The organism is Rhodanobacter hydrolyticus (genome assembly GCF_044904645.1).
The window spans coordinates 2,799,194-2,823,138 of sequence record NZ_JADIKK010000008.1 but is presented as its reverse complement, the minus strand read 5'-3'; the positions used below and the strand labels follow the sequence as shown (position 1 = coordinate 2,823,138).

The 23,945-nt window shown below is 65.2% G+C and carries 23 protein-coding genes; 7 read left to right on the top strand and 16 right to left on the bottom strand.

Features of this window, described 5'->3' with window-relative positions; all coding sequences use genetic code 11:
- The first annotated feature begins 169 nt into the window (after positions 1–169).
- Positions 170–2,689, top strand: coding sequence for a penicillin-binding protein 1A (locus ISP25_RS15270; RefSeq protein WP_404615091.1), 2,520 nt, complete (start codon positions 170–172; stop codon positions 2,687–2,689).
- Between the two features lie 76 nt (positions 2,690–2,765).
- Positions 2,766–3,446, top strand: coding sequence for a hypothetical protein (locus tag ISP25_RS15265; protein WP_404615089.1), 681 nt, complete (start codon positions 2,766–2,768; stop codon positions 3,444–3,446).
- Between the two features lie 140 nt (positions 3,447–3,586).
- On the opposite strand, the gene ISP25_RS15260 is transcribed toward ISP25_RS15265, so the two are convergent.
- The 8 genes from ISP25_RS15260 to rpoZ all read right to left on the bottom strand — a co-directional run bounded on the left by ISP25_RS15260 (position 3,587) and on the right by rpoZ (position 12,354).
- Positions 3,587–4,882 carry a citrate synthase gene (locus ISP25_RS15260; protein ID WP_192157968.1) on the bottom strand — a complete coding sequence of 432 codons (1,296 nt, stop codon included), beginning with the start codon at positions 4,880–4,882 and terminating at the stop codon, positions 3,587–3,589.
- Between the two features lie 311 nt (positions 4,883–5,193).
- Positions 5,194–5,439, bottom strand: a complete 246-nt coding sequence (locus ISP25_RS15255; RefSeq protein WP_192157966.1) for a type B 50S ribosomal protein L31 — start codon at positions 5,437–5,439, stop codon at positions 5,194–5,196.
- A gap of 58 nt (positions 5,440–5,497) precedes the next feature.
- Positions 5,498–6,430, bottom strand: a complete 933-nt coding sequence (locus ISP25_RS15250) for a nucleoside hydrolase (RefSeq protein WP_404615086.1) — start codon at positions 6,428–6,430, stop codon at positions 5,498–5,500.
- 221 nt (positions 6,431–6,651) lie between these two features.
- Positions 6,652–8,751 (bottom strand): ATP-dependent DNA helicase RecG, encoded by a 2,100-nt coding sequence (gene recG, locus ISP25_RS15245; protein WP_404615084.1) that lies wholly within the window; start codon positions 8,749–8,751, stop codon positions 6,652–6,654.
- 16 nt (positions 8,752–8,767) lie between these two features.
- Complete coding sequence (locus tag ISP25_RS15240; RefSeq protein WP_192157960.1) at positions 8,768–9,154, bottom strand: RidA family protein; 387 nt, start codon at positions 9,152–9,154, stop codon at positions 8,768–8,770.
- Positions 9,155–9,219: 65 nt separating this feature from the next.
- Positions 9,220–9,759 (bottom strand): isochorismatase family protein, encoded by a 540-nt coding sequence (locus tag ISP25_RS15235; protein WP_404615082.1) that lies wholly within the window; start codon positions 9,757–9,759, stop codon positions 9,220–9,222.
- 11 nt (positions 9,760–9,770) lie between these two features.
- Positions 9,771–11,939 (bottom strand): RelA/SpoT family protein, encoded by a 2,169-nt coding sequence (locus tag ISP25_RS15230; RefSeq protein WP_192157956.1) that lies wholly within the window; start codon positions 11,937–11,939, stop codon positions 9,771–9,773.
- Between the two features lie 127 nt (positions 11,940–12,066).
- Positions 12,067–12,354, bottom strand: coding sequence for a DNA-directed RNA polymerase subunit omega (rpoZ, locus tag ISP25_RS15225; protein WP_192105389.1), 288 nt, complete (start codon positions 12,352–12,354; stop codon positions 12,067–12,069).
- A 207-nt stretch (positions 12,355–12,561) separates the two neighbouring features.
- Here rpoZ and ISP25_RS15220 point away from each other — a divergent pair, with 207 nt between their 5' ends.
- A complete protein-coding gene (locus tag ISP25_RS15220) occupies positions 12,562–13,425 on the top strand; it encodes an MlaA family lipoprotein (protein WP_404615079.1) in 864 nt (287 codons plus the stop codon).
- Positions 13,426–13,497: 72 nt separating this feature from the next.
- On the opposite strand, the gene ISP25_RS15215 is transcribed toward ISP25_RS15220, so the two are convergent.
- The 8 genes from ISP25_RS15215 to ISP25_RS15180 all read right to left on the bottom strand — a co-directional run bounded on the left by ISP25_RS15215 (position 13,498) and on the right by ISP25_RS15180 (position 20,959).
- Positions 13,498–13,800: an STAS domain-containing protein gene (locus ISP25_RS15215; RefSeq protein WP_192157952.1), complete on the bottom strand. Its 303-nt coding sequence runs from the start codon at positions 13,798–13,800 to the stop codon at positions 13,498–13,500.
- Positions 13,790–14,476 carry an MlaC/ttg2D family ABC transporter substrate-binding protein gene (locus ISP25_RS15210; protein WP_404615077.1) on the bottom strand — a complete coding sequence of 229 codons (687 nt, stop codon included), beginning with the start codon at positions 14,474–14,476 and terminating at the stop codon, positions 13,790–13,792. The genes ISP25_RS15215 and ISP25_RS15210 overlap by 11 nt, the downstream gene beginning before the upstream one ends.
- A gap of 33 nt (positions 14,477–14,509) precedes the next feature.
- A complete protein-coding gene (mlaD, locus tag ISP25_RS15205; RefSeq protein WP_404615075.1) occupies positions 14,510–15,379 on the bottom strand; it encodes an outer membrane lipid asymmetry maintenance protein MlaD in 870 nt (289 codons plus the stop codon).
- Positions 15,380–15,559: 180 nt separating this feature from the next.
- On the bottom strand, positions 15,560–16,333 hold the full coding sequence (gene mlaE, locus ISP25_RS15200; protein WP_404615073.1) for a lipid asymmetry maintenance ABC transporter permease subunit MlaE: 774 nt from the start codon (positions 16,331–16,333) through the stop codon (positions 15,560–15,562).
- Positions 16,330–17,157: an ABC transporter ATP-binding protein gene (locus ISP25_RS15195; protein ID WP_192157944.1), complete on the bottom strand. Its 828-nt coding sequence runs from the start codon at positions 17,155–17,157 to the stop codon at positions 16,330–16,332. Before ISP25_RS15195 ends, mlaE begins: the two co-directional genes overlap by 4 nt.
- A gap of 70 nt (positions 17,158–17,227) precedes the next feature.
- Positions 17,228–17,866, bottom strand: a complete 639-nt coding sequence (gene gmk / locus ISP25_RS15190) for a guanylate kinase (RefSeq protein ID WP_192157943.1) — start codon at positions 17,864–17,866, stop codon at positions 17,228–17,230.
- A gap of 247 nt (positions 17,867–18,113) precedes the next feature.
- Positions 18,114–19,799 (bottom strand): hypothetical protein, encoded by a 1,686-nt coding sequence (locus ISP25_RS15185; RefSeq protein WP_192157941.1) that lies wholly within the window; start codon positions 19,797–19,799, stop codon positions 18,114–18,116.
- Between the two features lie 299 nt (positions 19,800–20,098).
- Positions 20,099–20,959: a YicC/YloC family endoribonuclease gene (locus tag ISP25_RS15180; RefSeq protein WP_404615070.1), complete on the bottom strand. Its 861-nt coding sequence runs from the start codon at positions 20,957–20,959 to the stop codon at positions 20,099–20,101.
- 70 nt (positions 20,960–21,029) lie between these two features.
- Here ISP25_RS15180 and rph point away from each other — a divergent pair, with 70 nt between their 5' ends.
- From rph to hemW, 4 genes are read left to right on the top strand one after another with little or no spacing between them, the layout of a single operon-like run.
- A complete protein-coding gene (gene rph, locus ISP25_RS15175; protein ID WP_192157937.1) occupies positions 21,030–21,770 on the top strand; it encodes a ribonuclease PH in 741 nt (246 codons plus the stop codon).
- Positions 21,771–21,791: 21 nt separating this feature from the next.
- A complete protein-coding gene (locus ISP25_RS15170; protein ID WP_404615068.1) occupies positions 21,792–22,181 on the top strand; it encodes a VOC family protein in 390 nt (129 codons plus the stop codon).
- On the top strand, positions 22,178–22,777 hold the full coding sequence (rdgB, locus tag ISP25_RS15165; protein ID WP_404615066.1) for an RdgB/HAM1 family non-canonical purine NTP pyrophosphatase: 600 nt from the start codon (positions 22,178–22,180) through the stop codon (positions 22,775–22,777). Before ISP25_RS15170 ends, rdgB begins: the two co-directional genes overlap by 4 nt.
- A complete protein-coding gene (gene hemW, locus ISP25_RS15160; RefSeq protein WP_404615064.1) occupies positions 22,774–23,940 on the top strand; it encodes a radical SAM family heme chaperone HemW in 1,167 nt (388 codons plus the stop codon). The genes rdgB and hemW overlap by 4 nt, the downstream gene beginning before the upstream one ends.
- The last annotated feature ends 5 nt before the right edge of the window (positions 23,941–23,945 follow it).

The following is a 23,945-nucleotide window of genomic DNA, read 5'->3' as shown; positions in this document are numbered from 1 at the left end:
CCACATTTAGGTCAACGCCTTTTTTGGGGTGTGATTGGGGCCCCATTCCGCGCCGAACGCACGATGTTGCGTCCCGGATCGCCCTGTACCCAAAGATATGCTGGTCCGGGGTGGCTTGCGGCACAACCTCTATACTCTGTCGGGTCTCGACATGGGCCATCCGCCAAACATGCGTATTCTCAAGCGTCTGCTTCGCTGGGCACTGATCCTGGCGTTTTCGGGTTTTCTGTTGGCGGTGCTCGCGGTGGGCGTGGCGTACTGGCTGGTGGCTCCCCGGCTGCCCCAGGTGGCACAGCTGAAGGATTACCACATGCAGGTGCCGCTGCGCGTGGAAAGCGCCGACGGCAAGCTGATCGCCAGCTTCGGCGAGACGCGGCGCATCCCGGTGGCCATCGCCAATGTGCCCGACAACCTCAAGCATGCCGTGCTGTCCGCGGAAGATGCCGACTTCTACCACCACCCTGGCGTCGATTGGCGCGGCATAGCGCGCGCGGGATGGCACGTGATCCTTGCCGGTGGCGACAAGGTGCAAGGCGGCTCCACCATTACCCAGCAAGTGGCGCGCAACTTCTTCCTCAGTCCGCAAAAACTCTATTCGCGGAAGTTGATCGAGATATTCACCGCGCTGCGCATAGAGCAGGAACTGAGCAAGGACCAGATCCTGGAGCTCTACCTCAACAAGATGTTCCTGGGCCACCGGTCATACGGCGTGGCCGCAGCCAGTTCGTATTATTACGGCAAGACGCTGGATCAGCTCACCATCGCGCAGAGTGCGGCCATCGCCTCCACTTTCCAGTCGCCTTCGGTGGTGAACCCGCTGAACAATCAGGCACGCCTGCTGGCGCGGCGCAATTGGGTGCTGGGCGAGATGCTGCGGCATCGCTATATCACCGACGCGCAATACCAGGCGGCGCTCGCCGAACCGAACGATGCCGCACCGCACGAAGTGCCGATCCAGGTGGACGCGCCCTACCTCGCCGAGATGGTGCGCCGACAGGTGCTTGACCGCCTCGGCAACGATGCGCTTACCGAAGGATACGTGGTAAAGACCACCATCCAGGCCGCCGATCAGCTGGCCGCGACGGATGCGGTGCGCAAAGGGCTGATCGACTACGACATGCGCCACGGTTGGCGCGGCCCGGAAGCGCATCAGGACCTGGCCGCCGACGCCAGCACCCAGGACTGCGTGCACGCGCTCGCCGGCTACACCAACGTTTCCGGCCTCGAACCGGGCATCGTCTCCGCCAGCTCCACCGACTCCGCCACCGTTGTCACCGTCGACGGCCAGAGCGTAAGCCTGGACCGCGCCGCCATCGCATGGGCACATCCGTATATCAACGAGAGCCGCTCCGGGGCGGCACCCGCACAAGTGGACACCGTACTCAAGCGCGGCGACATCGTCCGCGTGTCGCGGGATGACAAGGGGGCCTGGCAACTCGCGCAGATTCCAGCCGTACAGGGCGCACTGGCTTCGATCCGCCCGGAAGACGGCGCGATCGAGGCGCTGGTGGGCGGCTTCAATTTCACCCGCAGCAAGTTCAATCGCGCGGTGATGGCGGCCCGACAGCCAGGCTCCAGCTTCAAGCCCTACCTGTACTCGGCGGCGTTCGACCACGGCTTCACGCCGGCCTCGATCATCAACGACGCGCCGCTGGCGCTGCCTGATCCCTCAAAACCCGGCGGCCTGTGGACGCCAAGCAACGACGACGACAAGTTCGCCGGCCCGATGCGCCTGCGCGAAGCATTGGTACAGTCGAAAAACCTTGTCTCGATCCGGCTGCTCGATGCCATCGGCATCCGCTACGCGCGTGATTTCATCACGCGCTTTGGCTTTCCGCTCGATGCACTGCCGGCCAACCTGTCGATGGCGCTTGGCACCGCCTCGACATCGCCGATCAACATGGCGCGCGGCTACGCGGTGTTTGCCAATGGCGGCTACTTGGTCACGCCGTATTTCATCAGCGAAATCGACGATCGCGACGGCAAGGCGATCTACATCGCGAACCCTGCACGCGCCTGCCGCGAATGCCAGGCGCGCCTGCTGGAAAACGCTCCGCCCGGCCCTCCGCCTGCGGACATGGGCAAACACACGATCAACCAGATCGCCGACAACGCTAGCGCTGCAACTCCCGCCAGCGCAGCGAGCAGCGACGATTCCGGCGTGGACACTCTGCCGGCCAACGCTGGCGACGCACAGGCCCCCGTACTCGCGCCGCACGTGCTCGGTCCGCGCACCGACTTCCTGGTCACCTCGCTGATGAAGGACGTGATTCTGCGCGGCACTGGCTTTGCGGCCAAGTCGCTGGATCGGGCCGATCTTGCCGGCAAGACCGGCACCAGCAACGACTTCCGCGACGCCTGGTTCCTAGGCTTCAACGGTGATGTCTCCACCGCGGTGTGGGTGGGCTTCGACAACTACGGCTCGCTGGGCCATGGCGAGTTCGGCGCCAAAGCGGCACTGCCGATCTGGATGGATTACATGGGCACGGCACTCAAGGGCCAGCCGTTGAACTCGCTGCCGATGCCGCCCGGCATTGCCACCGTGCCGATCAATCGTGACAGTGGCCTGCCCACCACGCCGGACGATCCGAACAGCATGAACGAATTCTTCAAGGTCGAGGACGTGGATCGCCTGCGCAACCAGGCAACCCAGCAGCAGGAACAGCAGAATCCCTACAACATCTTCTGATCCTGATAGCCCACTGCAGTTTTGCACTCTCCATTGCTTGCGCTAGTCTGACGGCGCAAGCGGCGGAGGATCAGACATGGCACGAGGCGAACACCACCGCATCCATGCTAGCGACCGCCAGCAGCGCAACCGGTTGCGCGTGGCACAGGAGGCCGCCCGCCTGATGAGCGAGCACGGCATCCGCGATTTCCATCGCGCCAAGCTCAAGGCCGCCGAGCGGCTGGGCATCCTCGACGAGCAGGCACTGCCCCGCAACCAGGAAATCGAGCAGGCGCTACGCGAGCACCAGCGCCTGTTCCAGGCCAGCAGCCAGCCGCGATTGCTGCAGGAGCGGCGAGAAGCGGCCGTGGAAGCGATGCGCTTCCTTGCCCGCTTTGAGCCGCGCCTCGTCGGCGCCGTGCTCGATGGCACCGCCGACGCCCATTCAGCAGTCTGTCTCCACGTGTTCAGCGACGATCCCGACGCCGTGCCTCGTCACCTGCACGAACACGGCGTGCCGTTCGAGATGCAGACGCGTCGCCTGCGCACCAGCCGCGAAGAACAAGCCGAATTCCCGGTGCTGCTGTTCGCCGCCGACGCACTGCCGTTTGACCTCACCGTTCTGCCGCACGATGCACTGCGCCAGGCACCATTGAACCGGATCGACGAGAAGCCGATGCGTCGCGCTGCCCTGGCCGCCGTGGAAGAACTGTTGGCCGAAGGCGACGGCATGGCCGAGTTGGAACGCATGCTGGCGAACGCGACACGCCGCGCGTAGGCATGGTTTGCGACCATCCCTGATCGCGGGAGTCAAACGGGCAGCCATTCATGGCTGCCCTTTCAAAGAAGCCCATGATCACCCATACAAAAAAACGCCCCGGCATGCCGGGGCGTTTCGCGTAGCGTTGCCAGCGTGGATCAACGATTGCCGGAAGCCAGGTAGTCGCGCACGCCTGCACCGGTGTAGATCTGGCGCGGACGGCCGATGCGCGAGCCGGGGGTCTCATGCTGCTCGATCCAGTGCGAGATCCAGCCGGCGGTGCGCGCGATGGCGAACATCACGGTGAACATCTCGGTGGGGATCCCCAGTGCCTTGTAGATGATGCCGGAGTAGAAATCCACGTTGGGGTACAGCTTGCGCTCGACGAAGTACTCGTCCTTCAGCGCCGCCTCTTCCAGCTTCATCGCAACGTCCAGCAGCGGGTCGTTGACTCCCAGCTCGGCCAGCACCTTGTGGCACATCTCGCGGATGATCTTCGCGCGCGGATCGAAGTTCTTGTAGACGCGGTGACCGAAGCCCATCAGGCGGAAGCTGTCGTTCTTGTCCTTAGCGCGCTTGACCGCAGTTTCCACCTTGTCCGGCGTGCCGATCTCTTCCAGCATCTTCAGCACCGCCTCGTTGGCGCCGCCGTGCGCCGGACCCCACAGCGCGGTGATGCCCGCGGCGATGGAGGCGTACGGGTTGGCGCCGGTGGAGCCGACCAGGCGCACGGTCGAGGTCGAGGCGTTCTGCTCGTGGTCGGCGTGCAGGATGAACAGCAGATCCAGCGCCTTGGCAGCCACCGGACTCATCGTCAGCGGTTCGCTCGGCACTTCGAACATCATGTGCAGGAAGCGATCGACGTATTCGAGATTGTTGCGCGGGTAGCGGAACGGCCAACCGATGGAATAACGGTAGCAGGCTGCCGCGATGGTCGGCATCTTCGCGATCAGGCGGATTGCGGCCAGCTTGCGGTCGGCCGGATCCTCGACGTCGAGATCGTCATGGTAGAACGCCGACAGCGAAGCCACCGCGGCGGCCAGCATCGCCATCGGGTGCGCGTCGTGGTGGAAGCCCTGGAAGAAGTTCTTCAGGGACTCGTGCATCATCGTGTGATGCGTGATCTGGTTTTCGAAAGCGGCGAACTCGTCCTGCTTCGGCAGCTCGCCGTTGAGCAGCAGGTAAGCCACTTCGAGGAAGTTGGATTTCTCGGCCAGTTGCTCGATGGGGTAGCCGCGATACAGCAATACGCCCTGGTCGCCGTCGATGTAGGTGATCGCGCTCTTGGTGCTCGCGGTCGAGCCGTAGCCGACGTCGTAGGTGAAGTGACCGGTGTCCTTGTACAGCGTGCTGATGTCGATGCAGGCCGGACCAAGGGTGCCGGAAACCAGCGGCATGGTGCTGCTGCGCTGGGTCGACTCGTCCACCAGCTTGACAGTCTTGGGATCGGACACGGGAACCTCCTTAGCGTGGGTCGCGCCAACCGGAGGCGCGTGGCATCACCGATTGACGAGGGGGAACAGGCATCGCGGCCAGGGAATGTCGCGATGCAATCCACGCATTATCACACAACGGCCAATAGCCATGCGTTCGCGGATGGTCGTACGACGAATGCAAAAATCGCCTGGGGCGGCTGACGCCGCGCCGGCGAAGGCCGAAGGGCGCTGATCTGGAATGACAGACGCAAAAACACACGGGGCAGGCCATTGCCTGCCCCGTGCATGAATGCTTCAAGCCGCCGCGATGCGGCAGCCGCGAAACGCGCTTACTTCTGCGCGTAGCGCTTGCGGAACTTGTCGACGCGGCCGCCGACGTCCAGCGTCTTCTGCTTGCCGGTATAGAACGGGTGCGAATGGCTGGAGATATCCACCTTGATCAGCGGATACTCGTTGCCATCTTCCCACTTGACAGTGTCCTTGGCGGCAATCGTCGAACGCGTCAGGAACGCGAAGTCGGACGACAGATCCTGGAACACCACCTGGCGGTAATTCGGATGGATATCGGGCTTCATGACGGGCTCTATTGCAACGTGAAAAGAGAGCAAGTGTAACGAGCTACGCGGCAGTGCGTCAAGCCGCGCCAACGGCCTTGCGCACCATCGCCGCGAACCGCGCCTGATCCACCTCCAGTACGATGCGCGCTTGCGCGGGCCGCCCTAACCGCTTGGCCCAATCCACCACGGTGGCGCCGCGGGTGAGGCGACCATCCAGCTCGACGGCCACCGCACGCGTCTCGCTGCGCACGACGATGGAGGGATCGATCGCGACCGCCATCGCCAGCGCATCGGCGGCAACCACGCCGTTGCGATCATGCGTGGCGTTGTAGTCGCGCGCGGTGCGGAATACCTGCTCGAAAAACCTTGCGCGATGGTCGCCGGCTGCGATCCAATCATCGAACTCGGCGTCATCGAAACCGTGGCGCAACGTGGCCTCCCAGTCGACCAGGTCGAACGCGGGAAAAGCCTCGAACACCACGTGTGCAGCCTCGGGATCGAAGCCCACGTTGAACTCGGCGGGTACTTTGCCGGTGTTGCCGCGGCCGGTCACCGCGCCGCCCATCACCACCAGCCGTTTCACTCGTTGCGGCAAGGTTGGGTCGAGCCTCAACGCCAACGCGAGGTTGGTCAGCGGCGCCAGCGCGACCAGGGTCAGCTGGCCGGGAAGCTCGCGGGTGAGTCGCAGCAAGGCCAGCGCGGCGGCCTCGCCTTCCGCCGCCGCCTTCGGCTCGGGAAAACCCACGTCGCCAAGACCGTCCACGCCGTGCACGAAGGCGGCGTCCTCGTCCGGCGTGCGTACCAGGGGCGTGGCACAACCGGGGAACACCGGGAACGTGGCACCAAGCAGGTCTCGCAAAGTGCGTGCATTGCGCACGGTATGGGCCAGGCCAACGTTTCCGGCGGCGACGCTCAACGCCACGATGTCGGCATGCGCGTGCGCCATCAGGATGGCCAGCGCATCGTCCACGCCGGGGTCAGTGTCGATCAGCAATTGCGGCTTGCTCATAGATGGATATTCACAAGGATTGAAAAGTGCAGCCAAGGATGGCTGCCCGTTTGATCTTCGCGATCAAGGATGAGCGCAAAGGTGTCGAAAAGCGGGACCAGGGACAGCCACCCGTTGGTCCTGCCACCACCATCCTTGGCGGCCGCCCTTTAGGCCATCGCTCGCGCGATGCCAAAAATCACTCCGGGCGATTTTTTCGCGGTCAGGGATGATCGCAAAAATCACGCCCGTGCGTAGCGCGCCGCGCCGCCGATCCACCGCGCGATCAGCAGGTCCGCTTCGCGCGGATGTTCGGCCAGCAGGCGCTCGCCCACCTGTTGCACGGCAGGCAGCAAATGCGCATCACGCGCCAGGTCGGCGATGCGAAAGCCAAGCTGGCCGGTCTGCCGCGTACCTAGCACTTCCCCCGGGCCACGCAGTTCCAGATCCTTTTCGGCGATGCGGAAACCGTCGTTGGTTTCGCGCATCACGGCCAAACGCTCGCGCGCAAGCTGACCCAGCGGCGGTTGGTACAGCAGCACGCAGTTCGAAGCCACGGCGCCGCGCCCCACGCGTCCGCGCAATTGATGCAACTGGGCCAGTCCAAGGCGCTCGGAGTTCTCGATCACCATCAGGCTGGCGTTCGGCACGTCCACGCCCACCTCGATCACCGTGGTGGCAACCAGAGCGACAAGCTCACCGGCCTTGAAGGCATCCATTACCGCCTGCTTGTCCTTGGGCTTCAGGCGGCCGTGGACGAGGCCCACCCTGCAGTCGGCAAGTGCGGCAGAGAGTTCCGCGTGCGCCACCTCGGCGGCCTGCGCGCGCAACTGCTCGGATTCCTCGATCAACGTGCAGACCCAGTACGCCTGCCTGCCTTCCGCGCAGGCGACGCGGATGCGCTCGACCACTTCGGCGCGGCGCGCGTTGGACACCGCAACCGTCTGCACCGGTGTGCGGCCGGGCGGCAATTCGTCGATGGTGGAAACGTCGAGATCGGCATAGGCACTCATCGCCAGCGTCCGAGGAATCGGCGTGGCGGTGAGTACCAGCTGGTGTGGCACCTCGCCGCGCGCGTGGTCGGCGCCCTTGTCGTGCAGCGCGAGCCTCTGTTGCACGCCGAAGCGATGCTGCTCGTCCACGATCACCAGGCCCAGCCGCGCGAAGCGCACGCCTTCCTGCATCAACGCATGCGTACCCACGGTGATCGGAACGCCATCGGCCACGCGACGCATCGCCGCATCGCGCGCCCTGCCCTGCTGCTTGCCGGCTAGCCATTCCACCTCCACGCCCAGGGGCGTCAGCCAGTGGCGAAAGTTGCGCAGGTGTTGCTCGGCCAACAGTTCGGTAGGCGCCATCAGCGCCACTTGGTGCCCGGACTCCACGGCAGCCAAGGCAGCCAGAGCGGCAACTACCGTTTTTCCCGAGCCCACGTCGCCTTGCACCAAGCGCAACATCGGGTGCGCCTGCGCAAGATCGCGCCGCACTTCCGCATCCACGCGCTGCTGGGCGGCCGTGAGAGCAAACGGCAAGGATTCGAGCATTTGCTCGCGCAGGCCGCCAGCCTCTGCCAGTCGCGGTGCTTTGCGCTTCTGCACGGCCGCACGCATACGTTTCAGACTCAGGTGCTGGGTCAACAATTCTTCGAAGGCCAACCGCTGCTGCGCGGGATGGCGACCACCCAGCAGCAAGTCCAGCCGGGCGTCAGGCGGCGGTCGATGCACGGTGAGCAACGCATCGCGCAACGAGGCCAGGCCATGCGTTGCGCACAAGTCGCGGGGAATCAGCTCCAGCGCCGAATCCGATGGCAACAGTGCAAGCGCCTTGGCGATCACGCCGGCCAGCCGCTTCTGTCCCAATCCTTCGGTGGTCGGATAGATCGGGCTCAACCTGTCCTCCACCGCAACAGCCTCGGCGGCGCCGAGACGACGATACTGGGGATGCACCATCTCCAGGCCTTGCGCCGACTGGCGCACCTCACCGAAACACAGCAAACGCGCACCTGGCGCAAGCTGTTCGGCCTGCGCACGGTTGAAATGGAAGAAGCGCAGCTGCAGGGTCTGCCGCGAGTCATCGCAGATCGCCACCTTCAACTGCGGGCGATAGCGAAAGCCTCGCTCCACCGCCTCGACCACGCCCACCACTTGCGCACTCTGGCCTGCGCGCAAATCAGCGATGGCGGTGACGCGTGTACGGTCCTCGTAGCGCAGCGGCAGGTGGAACCACAGATCCTGCAGGCACTCCAGCCCCAGTTTGTGCAGCAGGGCTTCAAGCGCCGGCCCCACGCCTGTCAGCCTGGTCACAGGCTGCGCGCCTGCATCCGTTGCGGCGGCGAGACTCATCGTCGATGGAAGCGAATCAGCCCAGCACCATGATCGCGTCCACTTCCACCTGCGCGCCCTTGGGCAACGCCGAAACCTCGATGGTGGAACGCGCCGGATACGGCTGCTGGAAATACTCGGCCATCACCGCATTCACTTCGGCGAAGTTCGCAAGGTCGGTAACATAGATCCCCACGCGCACGATCTGCTCCAGCGAGCCGCCGGCTGCCTGCGCCACCGCCAGCAGGTTGTCGAATACGCGTCGAGCCTGCGCCGTGATATCGCCGCCGACCAGGCTGCCGGTGGCCGGGTCGAGCGGAATCTGCCCGGAGAAATATACGGTGTTGCCGGCACACACAGCCTGCGAATACGGGCCGATTGCGGCGGGGGCATGGGTGGTGGCAATGATCTGGCGGGACGACATGACGGACACCTCGCAACTGCACTCAGGCCTGCCAGTCTAAACGAGCCTGCCGCTCGCCGCAGGCTTCAGAGCATCACGGCATCGTGCGTGGCGAGGTCGACGGTGACCTGCGGACACGCCAGGCCACCGATGGATCGATTGGTGTGCGCCACAATCTGCTCGCCACTGATCGCCACGCCGCCGAAGACGGCATCGGCCGCGGTATGCGCATCGCTGACCAGCACGACGGGATAGCCTTCGATAACGGCGCGTTGCGCCGTGGTCCGGATGCAGTAATCGCTCTGCGCACCGGCGAGCACCAGCCGCTTCGCGTCCAGGCTCTTAAGCACATCGTGCAACGGCGTATCGACGAAGGCATCGCAGCAGGTCTTGCGGATGATCGCCTCGCCAGGCGCCGGCACAAGGCCCGGCATGAGTTGCCATCCCGCGCTGCCGTACGGCATTTCCGCTTCTTCATGCTGCACCCACGCCAGCGGCACGCCTTTGCGGCGCGCCCGCGCCACGAGGGCTCCGGCATGCGCGACCACGCCGGCAACGTCGAAACAGCCGTCCAGCACGCCAAGCTGCAGGTCGATCACCAGTACGACGGAGTCAGAACGCGTCACGGCTCCGCCGATCACAGCGGATAGCGGTAGACGCCGCTCACCACGCCGGTGCGGCGCACGCGACGGATCACCTCGGCGAGGTGCTTGCGGTTCTTCACCTCGATGGCGAACAGCAGGGTGGCTGCGGCAAGATCGCGCTCGACGTATTCCACGTTCTCGATGTTGGAGTCGGCCGCGGCGATCGCCGCGGCGATGGTGGCAAGCACGCCGGGGCGGTTGATGACCTCGATGCGCAGCTCCGCGCGGTAGTCACCCTGCACGTCGCGATCCCATTCGATATCCACGCAGCGCTCGGGCGACTTGCGCAACTCGACCACGTTCGGGCATTCCTCGCGATGCACCACGATGCCCTTGCCCGGCGACACATAGCCAACGATCGCATCGCCCGGCAACGGATGGCAGCAGTTGGCAAAGCTGAGCACACCCCGTTCGGCGCCGGTGATACGGATCTTCTCGAGCACCATGCCGGCGCCCGGCGTCGCGTCATCGGACTGCCCGTCGCGCAATGCCAGCAGGTGGCGCGCCACCACGTCGGGCATGCGATTGCCCAGCGCGATTTCGGCCAACAGCTCTTCCAGGCGCTTCAACCGGGCTTCGTGCAGGAAGCGATCGAGCACGTCGGAAGGGATCGCATCAAGGCTGCTGCCGCGCGCATCCAGCGCCCGGTCGAGCATGCGATGGCCGAAGTCCACCGCGTCCTCATGCTGCAGATGCTTCAGGTATTGACGGATCGCGGTACGCGCCTTGCCAGTGACCACCGACTCCAGCCACGCCGGATTCGGCACCGCCGACGGCGCGGTAATGATTTCCACCAGTTGTCCCGACTCCAACCGCGTGCGCAACGGCAGCAGCTTCTTGTCCACGCGCGCGGCCACCGCATGGTCGCCCACGTCGGTATGCACGGCATAGGCGAAGTCCAGCGCGGTGGCGTTGCGCGGCAAGGCGAGGATGTCGCCGCGCGGCGTGAACAGATAGACCTCGTCGGGGAACAGGTCGATCTTGACGTTCTCGATGAACTCGCTGGACGAAGCCGTATTGACCTGGCTGTCGGCCAGCGAAGACAACCACTCTCGCGCGCGCGCCTGCGCACTGTTCGCCGGGCCGGAATCGGTCTTGTAGGCCCAATGCGCGGCCACGCCGCGCTCGGCCACCGAATCCATCTCGGCAGTGCGGATCTGCACCTCGATCGGCGCACCGAACGGCCCCAGCAGCACGGTGTGCAGCGACTGGTAGCCGTTCGCCTTGGGGATGGCGATGAAATCCTTGAAGCGCCGATCCACCGGCTTGTACAGCCCGTGCACCACGCCCAGCGCCATGTAGCAGTTCAATGCGCTTTCGACCACTACGCGAAAGCCGTACACGTCCATCAGCTGGGCGAAGCTCTTGTGCTCGTGGCGCATCTTCGAATAGATGCTCCACGGCGACTTGATCCGGCCCACCACGCGCGAAGGCAAATGTTCGGTAGCCAGCCGTTGCGACAGCGCAGCCTCGATCTTGCCCATGGCCTCGCGACGGTTGCCCAGCGCGGCACGGATGCGCTCGCTGATGACACGGTAGCGATCCGGATGCAGCGCGCGGAAGCCCAGATCCTGCAGCTCGGCCTTGATCGCATTCATGCCCAGGCGCTGGGCGATGGGTGCGTAGATTTCCAGCGTTTCGCGCGCAATGCGGCGACGCGAGGCGGAATCTTTCGCGCCCAGCGTGCGCATGTTGTGCAGACGATCGGCAAGCTTTATGAGGATCACGCGCAGATCGCGCGCCATCGCCAGCAGCATCTTGCGGAAGCTTTCCGCATCCGCCTCCTGGCGGCTGCCGAAGCGCATCTTGTCCAGCTTGGTGACGCCATCCACCAGCTCGGCCACGGTCTCGCCGAACTCACTGGCCAGCGCACTGCGGCTGAGCGCGGTGTCTTCCAGCGTATCGTGCAGGATTGCCGCGATGATGGTCTCGGCATCCATGCCCAGCTCGGCAAGAATGCCGGCCACGGCCACCGGATGGGTGATGTAGGGCTCACCGCTCTTGCGGGTTTGCCCCTCGTGCGCCTGCGCGCCGATATGGAACGCGCGCAGCACGCGCTCGATTTGCGATTCCGGCAGGTAACCGAGCTGGCCTTTGAGTACCAGCACATAGGGCGGCAGCACGGCGGGATCGATGGCGACTGGCGTGCTGGCGGCGGTCATCGCTGGACTCGCCAGGGGCACCGCGCCGGGGGAGCGGCACCGCAATACAAGGGAGCGCAACCGGCCGCGCGTGCGTACGCATCGGCTGCCCCGATGCGATGCATGCACGGTCTACAGCTGCACTCCATCAATCATCACCACCTTTGAGGTCGTCGTCCACCTCGGCGGCGGCCCACTCCAGCGCCTCGCGCTCGGCGCGCTCGCGCTCGGCCTTGTCGATCTCATCGATCGTGGCCTGGTCGATGCGACGGCCGGCGATTTCGCGCAACGCGAGCACGGACGGTTTGTCGTTGTTCGGGTTGACCGCCGGTTCGGCACCCTTGGCGAGCTGGCGGGCGCGCTTGGTCGCCATCAGCACCAGTTCGAATCGGTTGTCGACCACCTCGAGGCAGTCTTCCACGGTAATGCGTGCCATGCCAAATCCTTAGGGAATAGAGACTTATACAGAATGCAGTTTAGTGCAGCCCGCCCTGGGCTGGCAACGCAAGCAGCGCATGGCGAGGGCGCTTCGCCACCGCGATGCGAAAGCGGAACGAAACGCGTGCACGATATAAAACCAGTCGGTACACTATTGCCCCCGAGCGCTACCAGCCACTTCCCCACCCCGGCCGCGACTGATCGCATGCCCATACTTCCGCTACCTCGACTCCTTTCACTGCACCGCGGCCTGATCCTTCTCGCCGTGGCGCTGCTAGCTGGCTGCGCGATCGCGCCACCGCGCACCGACGATCCCTTGCAGAAGGTCAATCGCAAGGTCTACGCATTCAACGATACGTTGGACAAGGCCGTGCTGCGCCCCGCTGCCGTGGGTTATCGCAAGGTGACCACGCCGGGCGTGCGACGCTCGGTGGACAACTTCTTCACCAATATCGAACTGCCGGTCACGGTGGCCAACGACTTGCTGCAGGCACGCCCCTCGCAGGCGCTGGGCAACACCGGGCGCTTCTTCATCAACCTCACCGTGGGCGTGGGCGGCTTGTTCGACCCCGCTTCCAAGCTGGGCCTGCCGCTGCAGACCACCGACTTCGGCATCACCCTCGCGCGCTGGGGCATGCCCGACGGCGATTTCGTGATGCTGCCCCTGCTCGGTCCGAGCACGCTGCGCGACATGTGGCGCTATCCGGTGGACGGCTATTTCTTCGATCCGCTGAGCCTGATCGCGAAAAATCACGGCTTCAATTTCGGCGAGTACTACCTGCCGCAGGTGCTGTACGTGGTGTCGATGCGCGCGCAATTGATCGATGCGGAAGGCTTCCTGCAGACGGCCTACGATCCGTACGCGTTCATGCGCGACGCCTACCGCCAACGCCGGTTGTACCTGCTCTACGACGGCAACCCGCCGGCCGCGGTCGTCGACAAGCTGCAGGGCGTCGACCAGCAGGGCTTCGATCCCGACGAATTGCTGGAGCAGCAGAAGCAATGGGAGAAGCAGCATGGCTCCTCGCAACCTGCGCCAGCGCAGACGCCGGTACCCTCGAAGAACTGAGGCACGCCACTTCACGCATACGCAAAACGGGGCCGATTGGCCCCGTTTTGCGTATGCGCTGCCGGAATCCGCTCAGGTCAGCAAGACCTCCACACCACTGACCTGCGCCAGTGTGCGCATGCCCTCAGGCACGTGCAGCAGGCTCACTGCCTGACCTCGCCCACGCGCCTCGGCCAGCACGGCCAACACGCAGGCCAAGCCCGCGCTGTCGGAAGCGCGCACGCCAGCAAGGTCGATCTGCGAACGATCACCCGCGCGCAACGCTTCGTTCAAGTCGAGCAAAGCCGACGCCGCAGTGGCGAAGCCCAGGACCCCCGACACCGCCAAGGTAGCGGGCGTGCTGCGACTCAGCGTGAACGCATCGTCAGCCACCATTGGGCTTGCCACCAGCCTGCTGCTCCATCGACTTCAGCGCCTGGTCGCCCTGGGTCTGCAGATTCTTGATGAGCTGGTCGAGACCGACCTTGCGAATCTCCGCATCGACCTGGTTGCGGTAGTTGGTGATGTAGGAGATGCCTTCGATCGACACGTCGTAGGCTTTCCACTCGCCGCTGGCGGTCTTGCGAAATGCGAAATCCACCGAGACCGTCTTGCCGTCGCCGGTGGCCACCTGGGTGCGCACTACGCTGCGCTTGTCGTTGAGGTCGTCGCCGGCGGCAGTAGGCAACACCTTCACCGCGCCCGAGGTGTAGTCGAGCAGGCCTTCCGCATAGCGGCGGGTGATCGAGTTGTAGAACGCTTTGGAGAACTGCGAGCGCTGCTCAGGCGTGGCCTCGCGCGCGTGTTGGCCAAGCACCAGGATCGCCGCGTAGTCGACGTCGAAGTGCGGCAGGAACACGCTGTTGATGACGCCGATCAGCTTCTCCCGGTTCTGCTTCAGCTCGGCCTTGTGGCCGGCCACGGCGGTATCGAGCTGCTGGGCAATGCCCTGCACCACCTGGGTCGGGGTCTGCTGGGCGGCGGCCTGCTGGGCGGCCTGCTGGGCGAAAGCCGGTGCGACGAATGCGCTGCCAAGAGCGACGGCGACGGCGAGTGCCAGATGACGCATCATGCGGAAACTCCTTTATTTAGTTGCGCTGCCGGCTCAGTGCTTGCCGGCGGGGGGCGTTGGCGGGTTGGCGCCCTGCTTGCCGTCGCTGCTGCCGGAGCCGTTGACCAGGAACTTGCCGATCAGGTCTTCCAGCTGCATCGCCGACTGCGTAAGGATCATCTCGTCGCCGTTCTTCAGCATGTCCGGCGAGCCGCCGGGCTGGATCGCAACGTACTGGCTGCCGATCAAACCGCTGGTGAACACCGCGGCGGCGGAGTCGTCTGGGATCTGGTTGTAGCGATTGTCGATGGCCAGCGTCACCAGCGCATCGAGTTTGGCCGGCTCGGCCTGCACCGACACCACCTGGCCGATCGGCACGCCCGCCATCTTCACCGGGGAGCCCGCCGACAGCGACCCCACGTTGCTGAAGCGCGCGGTCACCCTGTAGCTGCCGCCGATGTTGTCGGCCGCGCCGCCGGCGCCGAAGAACTTGCCGAGCATCTCCTCCAGCGGCTCGCTGGAACGGGTTAGCGCCAGCTTGCCGCCATCGGCGACACGATCCTTGGAGTGGCCGTACTCGATGCCCACGTACTGGTCGCCGAGCAGGCCGCTGGTGAAGATCGTAGCCACCGAATCGGCGGGAATGTCGGCATAGCGCTTGTCGATCGCCAGCTTCACATCGGCCACCGACTTGCCCGGCTCCAGCCCGATCGACTGTACCTGGCCCACGCGCACGCCGGCGATCTTCACCGGGGCACGCTCCTTCAACTGGCCGATGTTCTCGAACTGCGCGTCCACCGTGTAGCTGGCGCCCTGCTGGCGGTTCGCCACCGAACTGGTCTGGGTGGCGAGATAGGCCAGCGCGGCGAAGCCGAGCACGATGAACAGGCCGGTGCCGACGGCGTAGGATTTTCTCTGGCTCACGGCGACATCCTCGAAGGTTTTTTGGAATCTCGAAAAGCCGCCTTCCTGGCGGCTTTTCGCGTCGCCAAGCCCGGCGCATGTCCGGGCTTGGCTCCGCCGATCAGGCATTCGCATGCTTGATCGCGGGCGGCACATCCATGTGCCGCGGGCGCCACAATGCTTTCGTGCGTCGTCATGGCATCACATCAGGAAGGTGGTCAGCACGAAATCCAGCGCCAGGATGGCAATGGACGAGGCGACCACGGTGCGGGTCGTGGCGTAGGCCACGCCCTCGCTGGTGGGCGGCGCGGTATAACCCTGGTACACCGCGATCAGCGCCACCACCGCGCCGAAGGCGAGGCTTTTCCAGATCACGCCGCTGACGATGTCCTGCCACACATCCACGGTGGCGGTCATGTTCGACCAGAATGTGCCGTTGTCGATACCCAGCCAAGACACGCCCACCAGGTGACCGCCGAACACCGCCAGCGCGCAGAACACGCAACACAGCAACGGCATCGCGACCAGTCCGGCGAGGAAGCGCGGCGCAGCCACGTAGGCCAGCGGATCGACCGCCATCAGTTCCATCGCGGAGATCTGATCGGTCGCGCGCATCAGGCCGATCTCGGCGGTGATCGCTGTGCCGGCGCGCCCGGCGAACAGCAGCGCAGTAACCACCGGTCCCAGTTCGCGATAAGTCGCGATGGCCACGACCGTGCCGCTCATCGACGTGCTGCCGAACATCGACAGCACATGGTAGAGCTGCAGCTCCAGCACCATGCCCACGAACAGACCGCAGGTCATGATGATGGTGAGGCTCATCGCCCCCACGAACCACAGCTGGCGCACCGTCTCGCGCCCATAGCGCAGGCTGCGCGGGATCGCCGCGAGGATCTGCAGCAGGAACACCCCGCAATTGCCGATCTGGCCAAGCGCCTGCGTCACCACGTTGTCGCGTTCGATACGTGCGTTCATGCGCCGCTCCGCGGGAAGCCCAACGCCTCGGCGTAATCGCCGGCTGGGTACTGGAACGGCACTGGGCCGTCCGCGTCGCCACCGAAGAACTGCCGCGTCCACGGCGAGCCGTCGTCGGCGATGGTCCTGGGATCGCCCTGCGCCACCACCTTGCCGTTGGCGATGAGAAAGATGTGATCAGCCACCTGCTTGATCGCCTCCAGCTCGTGCGCCACCAGCACGCTGGTGATGCCCAACGTCTCGTTGAGCGTGCGGATCAGTTTCAGCACCTGGTTCAGCGCGATCGGGTCGAGGCCCACGAATGGCTCGTCGTAGAGGATCAGCATCGGGTCGAACACGATCGCCCGCGCCAGCGCCACGCGCCGCGCCATGCCGCCGGAAAGCTCACTGGGCATCAGCTGCGCGGCCCCGCGCAGGCCCACCGCCTGCAGCTTGGTCAGCACCAGGTTGCGGATCAGCACCTCCGGCAACTTGGTGTGCTGGCGCAACGGGAAAGCCACGTTTTCGAACACGTCGAAGTCGGTGAGCAGGGCCGAGTTCTGGAACAGATAGCCGATCTTCTCGCGCAACGCGTACAGCGCCTCGCGACTGAGATCCGGCACGTTCCGGCCGTCCACCAGGATCTGCCCGGCGTCGCCATGCATCTGCCCGGTGATGTGCTTGAGCAGGGTGGTCTTGCCGGTGCCGCTGGGCCCCATGATCGCGGTGACCCTGCCACGAGGGATGTCCATGTCCAGCGCGTCGAAGACCTTCTTGCCGTTCAGCACCGTGGTGAGGCCGCGGATGCGGATCAGCGTGTCGTCGGGAGAGGCGGCAGCATTCATAAGTGGACTACGGTAGCGGAGCGGCGGAAGGGCGCCAAGCCGGGAGGCGCCCCGGGCGACGGTGTGACGTTCAGGCCAGCAGCTCGGCGATCAAGGCCTCGTGCCGTCGGCATTGCGGCGCACCACGCAGGCGCACCGCTCGCACGATGGCCTGCAATTCATCCAGCGCATCCTCGAAGCGGTCGTTGACGATGATGTAGTCGAACTCGTGGGCATGGGCGATCTCGCCGCGCGAATTGGCGAGGCGACGCTCGATCACTTCCGGCGCGTCCGAACCTCGACCGCGCAAACGGCGTTCGAGTTCCGCACGCGACGGCGGCAGGATGAACACGCTCACGCAGTCAGGCTTGCTTTTGCGGATCTGTGCAGCGCCCTGCCAGTCGATTTCCAACAGCACGTCGCGACCCTGTTCCAACAGCGCATCCACCCTGTCGCGCGAAGTGCCGTACAGGTTGCCGTGAACCTCGGCGTGTTCGAGAAAGATGCCTTCGGCGATCTCGCGCTCGAACTCCGCGCGCTCGGTGAAATAGTAATGGCGTCCGTACAGCTCGCCCGGCCGCGGCGGCCGCGTGGTGTGCGAGATCGACAGGGAGATGGCCGGCTCGCGCTCTAGCAAGGCGTTGACCAGGGTGGACTTGCCGGCGCCCGATGGCGCGGCGACCACGAACAAGGTGCCTTGCCGTGCAAGGTCTGGCGGCCCGTAGCTCACTCCCCACCCCTACATGGCGGATTTGCACGCGTGGTCGCGGCGCATGGCTCCCGCTTCGGGAGGGAGTCGGCGCAAAGCGGCAACGAGGATGGGCAAGAATGGACGCACATCGAAAAAGTATAGATGCGAGCACGCTCTTGGCACACCTACCCGGCAAGCGCCATGGCTTTGCTGTACGCGCGACCAGCGAAAATGCCGACGCAGGAGCGCCGGCATTTCCGTCGAGCCCTGAAAGTTCGAACCTGGCTTAACGCTGATTGTCCCGCCCACTGCCGTCCTCATCCGGCGTGAACGACACGCCACGCAGCACCTCGGCAAAGCCTGCGTCACGCAAGGTCACGAAACTCTCCTTGGCGGCCGTGGCGGCACTGGTGTTCTTCAGCACGTCGCGGATCGCGACCAGGCGGTTCGGGTCGGCCCCGATATCGCCGTTGCCGCTGATCGTGGAGGTCGTCGCCCAGATCGTCACTCGGCCGTCGCGGTCGAGCTGCCCCACCAGGTTGCGCAGGCCATCGGTGGCCGGTGCCCATGGCAGGCCGGTCGCGGCATTGCTGCCGGTGGGGTAGCCGCTCACCGTATAGGCCTGACCCAGTTGCAGGCCGCCCTGCAGGGTATAGGCGAGGGACCAGCTCTTGCTCGCGCTGTTGTACACCCACTTCTGCAGGCCCGCGGTGGTTTGCGCGGCTGCGTGCGCATACAGATCCGTGCCGCCGGTATAGCCGTCGCCCTCGTCGGCCACGTACACCGTATGGTCGTCGGCGAACCACAACGCGAACGGATAGGTCAGGGTCTTCGCAGTCTTCGCGGGCGTGGTCGGGAAGCCGGCGAGTATGCACATGTTGGTGGGCAGGCCATCGCTCTGCAACGTGACCGGGTTGTAGGCCAGCGGCGCGCTGGGCAGCGGTGCGCCCGCGACCGGCACACCCACGCCGTTCGGGCAGGCCGTGCCAGTGGTGTCGATGAAGTACACCGTGTTCACGCCGTTGCCGCCGCTGCCCTTGGTGACATACACCACGTTGTCGTGCACGGTGACGCCGCGGAAGTTGTCGTCTTTGCCGATCTTGTCGGCCTTCAGGCCCAGCGCGGTGACCGAGAAGCTGCCCAGCGGCGTGCTGGCCCCTGGATGCTGGCTGATCTCCGGCAACCACGAGCGCGGAATGAATTGCGCGCCCGCGCCAAGCACGACGCCACTCGGTTGTGGATTGCTGCCGTTGCCGGCATTGCCGACCGTGAAGAAATAGTCCGCACCATGGCGACCGAGCAGGATCGCGGCGCGGCCGTTGTTGCCGCTGTAGGCGTTGGTTTCGGTGAAATGGAAGTGGCCCGCACGATCGACCGTGGCAGCTGCGCGATAGAAATTCTGGCCGTCCGGGTTGGTCGGATCGACTGCGCCCGGGGTATTCGAGTTGGAAACGTCCAGCGCGTTCACGGGTGCGACATAGCCCATGAAGCTCAGGTACTTGCGATCCTGCGACAAGTGCAACCCCAGTTCCGACTTCGAACTGAAGCTGGTCACCAGCTCGCCTTCGAGCGCGGCCGGCAACAAGCTGTTCGGTACCTGCAAGGAATTGACCAGGCGGCCGTCCGTCGTCAGTTGATCCAGATAGATGCGTGCCGTGATGCCGAAACTGCCGTCGTAGATATCGTTGTTCCATACGTACGGGTAGATGCCGTCGTACGGCGCGCCGCTCGCGGCGCCGCAGCCACCCGTCGTATTCGCACAATTCACCGGCAGGATCATGCCGACCTGGACATTGCCGGCCTTGTTGTCATACACGCTGCGGCTGACGACCAGATTGCCCGGCCAGAAATGGAAATCGCGAGAATGCCAGTCATCGTCTGCGTGCGCGACTGCAGCACCACCCAACAAAGCCAACATCAGAGCCACGCCGATGCGCCGCCGGTCAAGACGGTGATACAGGGGGTAAGTCATAGAGCCTCCGTGAGTTCGTGCGTCGCCCGAAATAGGCGTGCCGGATCACGTTATTCGCGATTGATGAAGGGTCTTTGACGAAACGCTTTGCGTTTGCTTAGCGCAGGCTGGGGCCGACGCCATGCCCAAAGCACGCGCGCATACCGCTTTCAGCGATCTCGAACCGAGAGCAAAACTGCGATGCAGCTGCGGCGCATGTGCGGTGAACCCGTCGATTCCGAAAGCGCGCAGGGTGTGCTCTCTTGCAGGTTCGATTTTCTAGTGAGGAAAATTCAGATGCCGTTACACGGCATCGGACGCTATTCGATGTTCTGCACCTGCTCGCGCATCTGCTCGATCAGCACCTTTAGCTCCACCGCGGCATTGGTGCTGCGCGCATCCACCGACTTGGAGCCCAGCGTGTTCGCCTCGCGGTTGAATTCCTGCATCAGGAAGTCGAGACGGCGCCCAATCGGTTCCTGCAGGCCCAGCACGCGGCGCGTCTCGGCGATGTGCGTGGCGAGGCGGTCGAGTTCCTCGTCCACGTCGCTGCGGGTGATCTGCAGCACCAGTTCCTGTTCCAGCCGGCCGGGATCGGCGGGTTGCTTGAGGTCGGCCAGCCGCGCCTCCAGCCGCGCGCGCAATGCAGCGCGGATTTCCGGCATCCACTCGCGCGCTTGGGCCACGATGCGCTCGATCGCGTTCAGCCGCTCGTGCAGGATCTGCGCCAGCTTGGCGCCTTCGCGCTCGCGGGTGGCGGTCAACACATCCAGCGCGCGGTCGAGTACCTCGAACAATGCGGCCTGCTGGGTCTCAGGATCAGTGGAATCTTGCTGCAGAACACCCGAGAAACGCAGCAATTCGGTGAACTGCACCTGCATGCCTGGGAAGCGTGAAACCAGGTCGAGGTTCAATTCGGAGAGCTGATTCAGCAGGGTATTGTTGACCTGCAGCGATTCGCTACGCGAATCGCTGCGGCTGCGCACTGTCACGTCGACCTTGCCGCGCGAGAGCTTCGCCGCGATGCGTTCGCGCAACGCGGATTCAAGGCTGCGCAACTCGTCCGGCAGGCGCGGCGAGAGTTCCAGGTAACGGTGGTTGACCGTGCGCAGCTCGCAGCTCAACGCGCCAGAGGAGCCGCCGGATTCGGCGGAAGCGTAGGCGGTCATGCTGCGGATCATTGGTGGCCTGCGGACGGCGGGAAAGGCCGCAATGGTAAACTTTCCCACCCAGCCTTGCCCAATCGCCCCCATGAACCAGCCATCCCCTGCAGGCAGCCGCCCCAGCGGTCGCGCCAGCGACCAGTTGCGCGCCGTCACCATCGAGCGCCACTACACCCGTCACGCCGAAGGCTCGGTGCTGGTGAGCTTCGGCGACACCCGCGTGCTGTGCACCGCCAGCGTGGAGAACAAGGTGCCCGGCTTCCTGCGCGGCAAGGGCGAGGGTTGGGTCACCGCCGAATACGGCATGCTGCCGCGCGCCACCCACACCCGCAGCGACCGCGAGGCAGCGCGCGGCAAGCAGGGCGGGCGCACGCTGGAGATCCAGCGCCTGATCGGCCGCAGCCTGCGTGCCTGCGTAAACCGCCAGGCCTTGGGGGAGCGCGTGATCACGCTGGACTGCGACGTGCTGCAGGCCGACGGCGGCACGCGCACCGCCGCGATCACCGGCGCCTACGTGGCCCTGGTCGACGCAGTGAACGACCTGGTGCAGCGCGAGAACCTCAAGCGCAACCCCATCGTAGGCGCCGTGGCCGCCGTGTCGGTTGGCATCTACAAGGGCGTGCCCGTGCTCGACCTCGATTACGCCGAGGATTCCGACTGCGATACCGACATGAATGTGGTGATGAACGACGGCGGCGGCTTCATCGAGGTGCAGGGCACCGCCGAAGGACATGCCTTCCGCCGCGACGAAATGGATGCCCTGCTGGCGCTGGCCGAAAAGGGCATAGCCGAACTGGTTGCCGCGCAACGCGCCGCGCTGGCGCTCTGAGCGCTCGCACGGCCCGCACGCATGACTCAATACATCGCCAGTTTCGCGCTAGTGGTGGCGGACTACGACGAAGCGGTCGCGTACTACACCCGGGTGCTCGGCTTCGAGCTGCGCGAGGATTCGCAGCGCGAAAACGGCAAGCGCTGGGTGCTGGTGGCGCCGCCCGGAGCCGCAACCAGCATCCTGCTGGCGAAGGCGACGACCGACCTTCAAGCCACGCGCATCGGCAACCAGACCGGCGGACGCGTGGGGTTCTTCCTCCACACTGACAACTTCGAGCATGACTTCGCCGCGATGAAATCGCGCGGCGTGCGTTTTGCCGAAGCTCCGCGCCACGAGGACTACGGCACTGTTGCCGTCTTCGAGGATATCTACGGCAATCGTTGGGACCTGTTGCAGCTCAAGCCATGAAACTCGTACTCGCCAGCAGCAATCCCGGCAAGCTCAAGGAATTCGGCGCCCTGCTCGCCGACAGCGGATTCGAGGTCGTGACGCAGGCCAGCCTCGGCGTGGACGATGCCGAGGAAACCGGCCTCACCTTCGTCGAAAACGCGCTGATCAAGGCACGCCATGCCGCACGCGCCACTGGCCTGCCCGCGCTGGCCGACGACTCCGGCCTGTGCGTGGACCATCTCGGCGGCGCACCCGGCCTGTATTCGGCGCGCTACAGCGGCGGCCACGGCGATGCCGTGGCCAACAACGCCAAACTGCTGCACGCCCTGGAAGGCGTGCCGGACAAGCAGCGCGGCGCCTTCTTCATCGGCGTGCTGGTACTGCTGCGCCACGCCGAGGATCCTGCCCCGCTGATCGCCGAAGGCCGCTGGTATGGCCGCATCCTCGCCGAGGGGCGCGGCAGCGGCGGCTTCGGCTACAACCCGGTGTTCCTGCCGGACGGCTACACGCAGAGCGTGGCCGAGATGGACGACGCACTGAAGAACCGGCTCAGCCACCGCGGCCAGGCGCTGGTCCTGCTGCGCGAACGGCTGCGCGAACAGCACTGGCAATGAGCCTCGCCGCACCACCGCTTTCGCTGTACGTGCACATGCCCTGGTGCGTGAAGAAGTGCCCGTACTGCGACTTCAACTCGCACGGCCTGCGCGGCGAACCGCCACCCTATGCCGCCTATGTCGACCTGCTGCTGGCCGATCTCGATGCTGACCTGCGCGACTTCGATGCGGCCGTCCACGACCGCGGGATCGTCAGCGTGTTCTTCGGCGGCGGCACGCCCAGCCTGTTTGCGCCGGAGCTGATCGCCCGCTTTCTCGATGGCGCGCGTGAGCGGCTGCCGTTCGCGACCGATTGCGAAGTCACGCTGGAAACCAATCCGGGCACGGTGGAGCACGGCCGTTTCGACGGCTATCTCAAGACAGGCGTCAACCGGCTCTCCTTCGGCATCCAGAGCTTCGACGACGACAAGCTGAAGCGCCTGGGCCGCATCCATTCCGCCGCCGAAGCCGAAGCCGCGGTGAAGTCGGCGCAAGACGCCGGGTACAGCAACCTCAACCTCGACCTGATGTACGCGCTGCCCACGCAGACACTGGACGGCGCGCTGGCCGACGTGGAGCGCGCAGTGGCGCTTTCGCCCACGCACATCTCGCACTACCAGCTCACCCTGGAGCCGAACACCGCCTTCGCCGCCAACCCGCCGCCGCTGCCCGACGACGACCACGCTTGGGCGATGCAGGAAGCCTGCGAGGCACGCCTCGCGCAAGCCGGCTACGGGCAGTACGAGATCTCCGCCTACGCGCAACCGGGCCGGCGCTGCACGCACAACCTCAATTACTGGCAGTTTGGCGACTACTTCGGCATCGGCGCCGGCGCCCACGGCAAGCTCAGCGACGCCGCAGCAGGCACGGTGTACCGCCGCTGGAAGACCCGCCATCCGCGTGCGTACATGGATGCTGCGGGCGGCCCGGCACGCATCGGTGGCGACGGCATAGTGGCCGCCGACGAGCTGCCGTTCGAGTACATGCTCAACGCGCTGCGCCTGATCGACGGGGTGCCCGTGGCGGATTTCGCCGCGCGCACCGGCCTGCCGCTGGAGCGCATCGCCGCCCCGCTGACCGAGGGCCGCCGGCGCGGCTGGCTGACTCACGATACCCGGCACCTGCGCACCACGGCGTTGGGCCAGCGTTTCCTCAACGATGTGATCGCAAGCTTCCTTCTCTGACCGTA

What these genes read in the sequence shown, in the direction of transcription:
- ISP25_RS15215 (WP_192157952.1), bottom strand. Translation starts at nt 13,800, where the DNA reads ATGGTGGCTGACGATGCGTTCACGCTGAGTCGCAGCACGCCCGCTACC.
- ISP25_RS15230 (WP_192157956.1), bottom strand. Translation starts at nt 11,939, where the DNA reads ATGACCGCCGCCAGCACGCCAGTCGCCATCGATCCCGCCGTGCTGCCG.
- hemW (WP_404615064.1), top strand. Translation starts at nt 22,774, where the DNA reads ATGAGCCTCGCCGCACCACCGCTTTCGCTGTACGTGCACATGCCCTGG.
- rdgB (WP_404615066.1), top strand. Translation starts at nt 22,178, where the DNA reads ATGAAACTCGTACTCGCCAGCAGCAATCCCGGCAAGCTCAAGGAATTC.
- ISP25_RS15265 (WP_404615089.1), top strand. Translation starts at nt 2,766, where the DNA reads ATGGCACGAGGCGAACACCACCGCATCCATGCTAGCGACCGCCAGCAG.
- ISP25_RS15270 (WP_404615091.1), top strand. Translation starts at nt 170, where the DNA reads ATGCGTATTCTCAAGCGTCTGCTTCGCTGGGCACTGATCCTGGCGTTT.
- ISP25_RS15220 (WP_404615079.1), top strand. Translation starts at nt 12,562, where the DNA reads ATGCCCATACTTCCGCTACCTCGACTCCTTTCACTGCACCGCGGCCTG.
- ISP25_RS15250 (WP_404615086.1), bottom strand. Translation starts at nt 6,430, where the DNA reads ATGAGCAAGCCGCAATTGCTGATCGACACTGACCCCGGCGTGGACGAT.
- rph (WP_192157937.1), top strand. Translation starts at nt 21,030, where the DNA reads ATGAACCAGCCATCCCCTGCAGGCAGCCGCCCCAGCGGTCGCGCCAGC.
- mlaE (WP_404615073.1), bottom strand. Translation starts at nt 16,333, where the DNA reads ATGAACGCACGTATCGAACGCGACAACGTGGTGACGCAGGCGCTTGGC.
- rpoZ (WP_192105389.1), bottom strand. Translation starts at nt 12,354, where the DNA reads ATGGCACGCATTACCGTGGAAGACTGCCTCGAGGTGGTCGACAACCGA.
- recG (WP_404615084.1), bottom strand. Translation starts at nt 8,751, where the DNA reads ATGAGTCTCGCCGCCGCAACGGATGCAGGCGCGCAGCCTGTGACCAGG.
- ISP25_RS15180 (WP_404615070.1), bottom strand. Translation starts at nt 20,959, where the DNA reads ATGATCCGCAGCATGACCGCCTACGCTTCCGCCGAATCCGGCGGCTCC.
- ISP25_RS15240 (WP_192157960.1), bottom strand. Translation starts at nt 9,154, where the DNA reads ATGTCGTCCCGCCAGATCATTGCCACCACCCATGCCCCCGCCGCAATC.
- ISP25_RS15195 (WP_192157944.1), bottom strand. Translation starts at nt 17,157, where the DNA reads ATGAATGCTGCCGCCTCTCCCGACGACACGCTGATCCGCATCCGCGGC.
- ISP25_RS15255 (WP_192157966.1), bottom strand. Translation starts at nt 5,439, where the DNA reads ATGAAGCCCGATATCCATCCGAATTACCGCCAGGTGGTGTTCCAGGAT.
- ISP25_RS15210 (WP_404615077.1), bottom strand. Translation starts at nt 14,476, where the DNA reads ATGATGCGTCATCTGGCACTCGCCGTCGCCGTCGCTCTTGGCAGCGCA.
- ISP25_RS15185 (WP_192157941.1), bottom strand. Translation starts at nt 19,799, where the DNA reads ATGACTTACCCCCTGTATCACCGTCTTGACCGGCGGCGCATCGGCGTG.
- ISP25_RS15170 (WP_404615068.1), top strand. Translation starts at nt 21,792, where the DNA reads ATGACTCAATACATCGCCAGTTTCGCGCTAGTGGTGGCGGACTACGAC.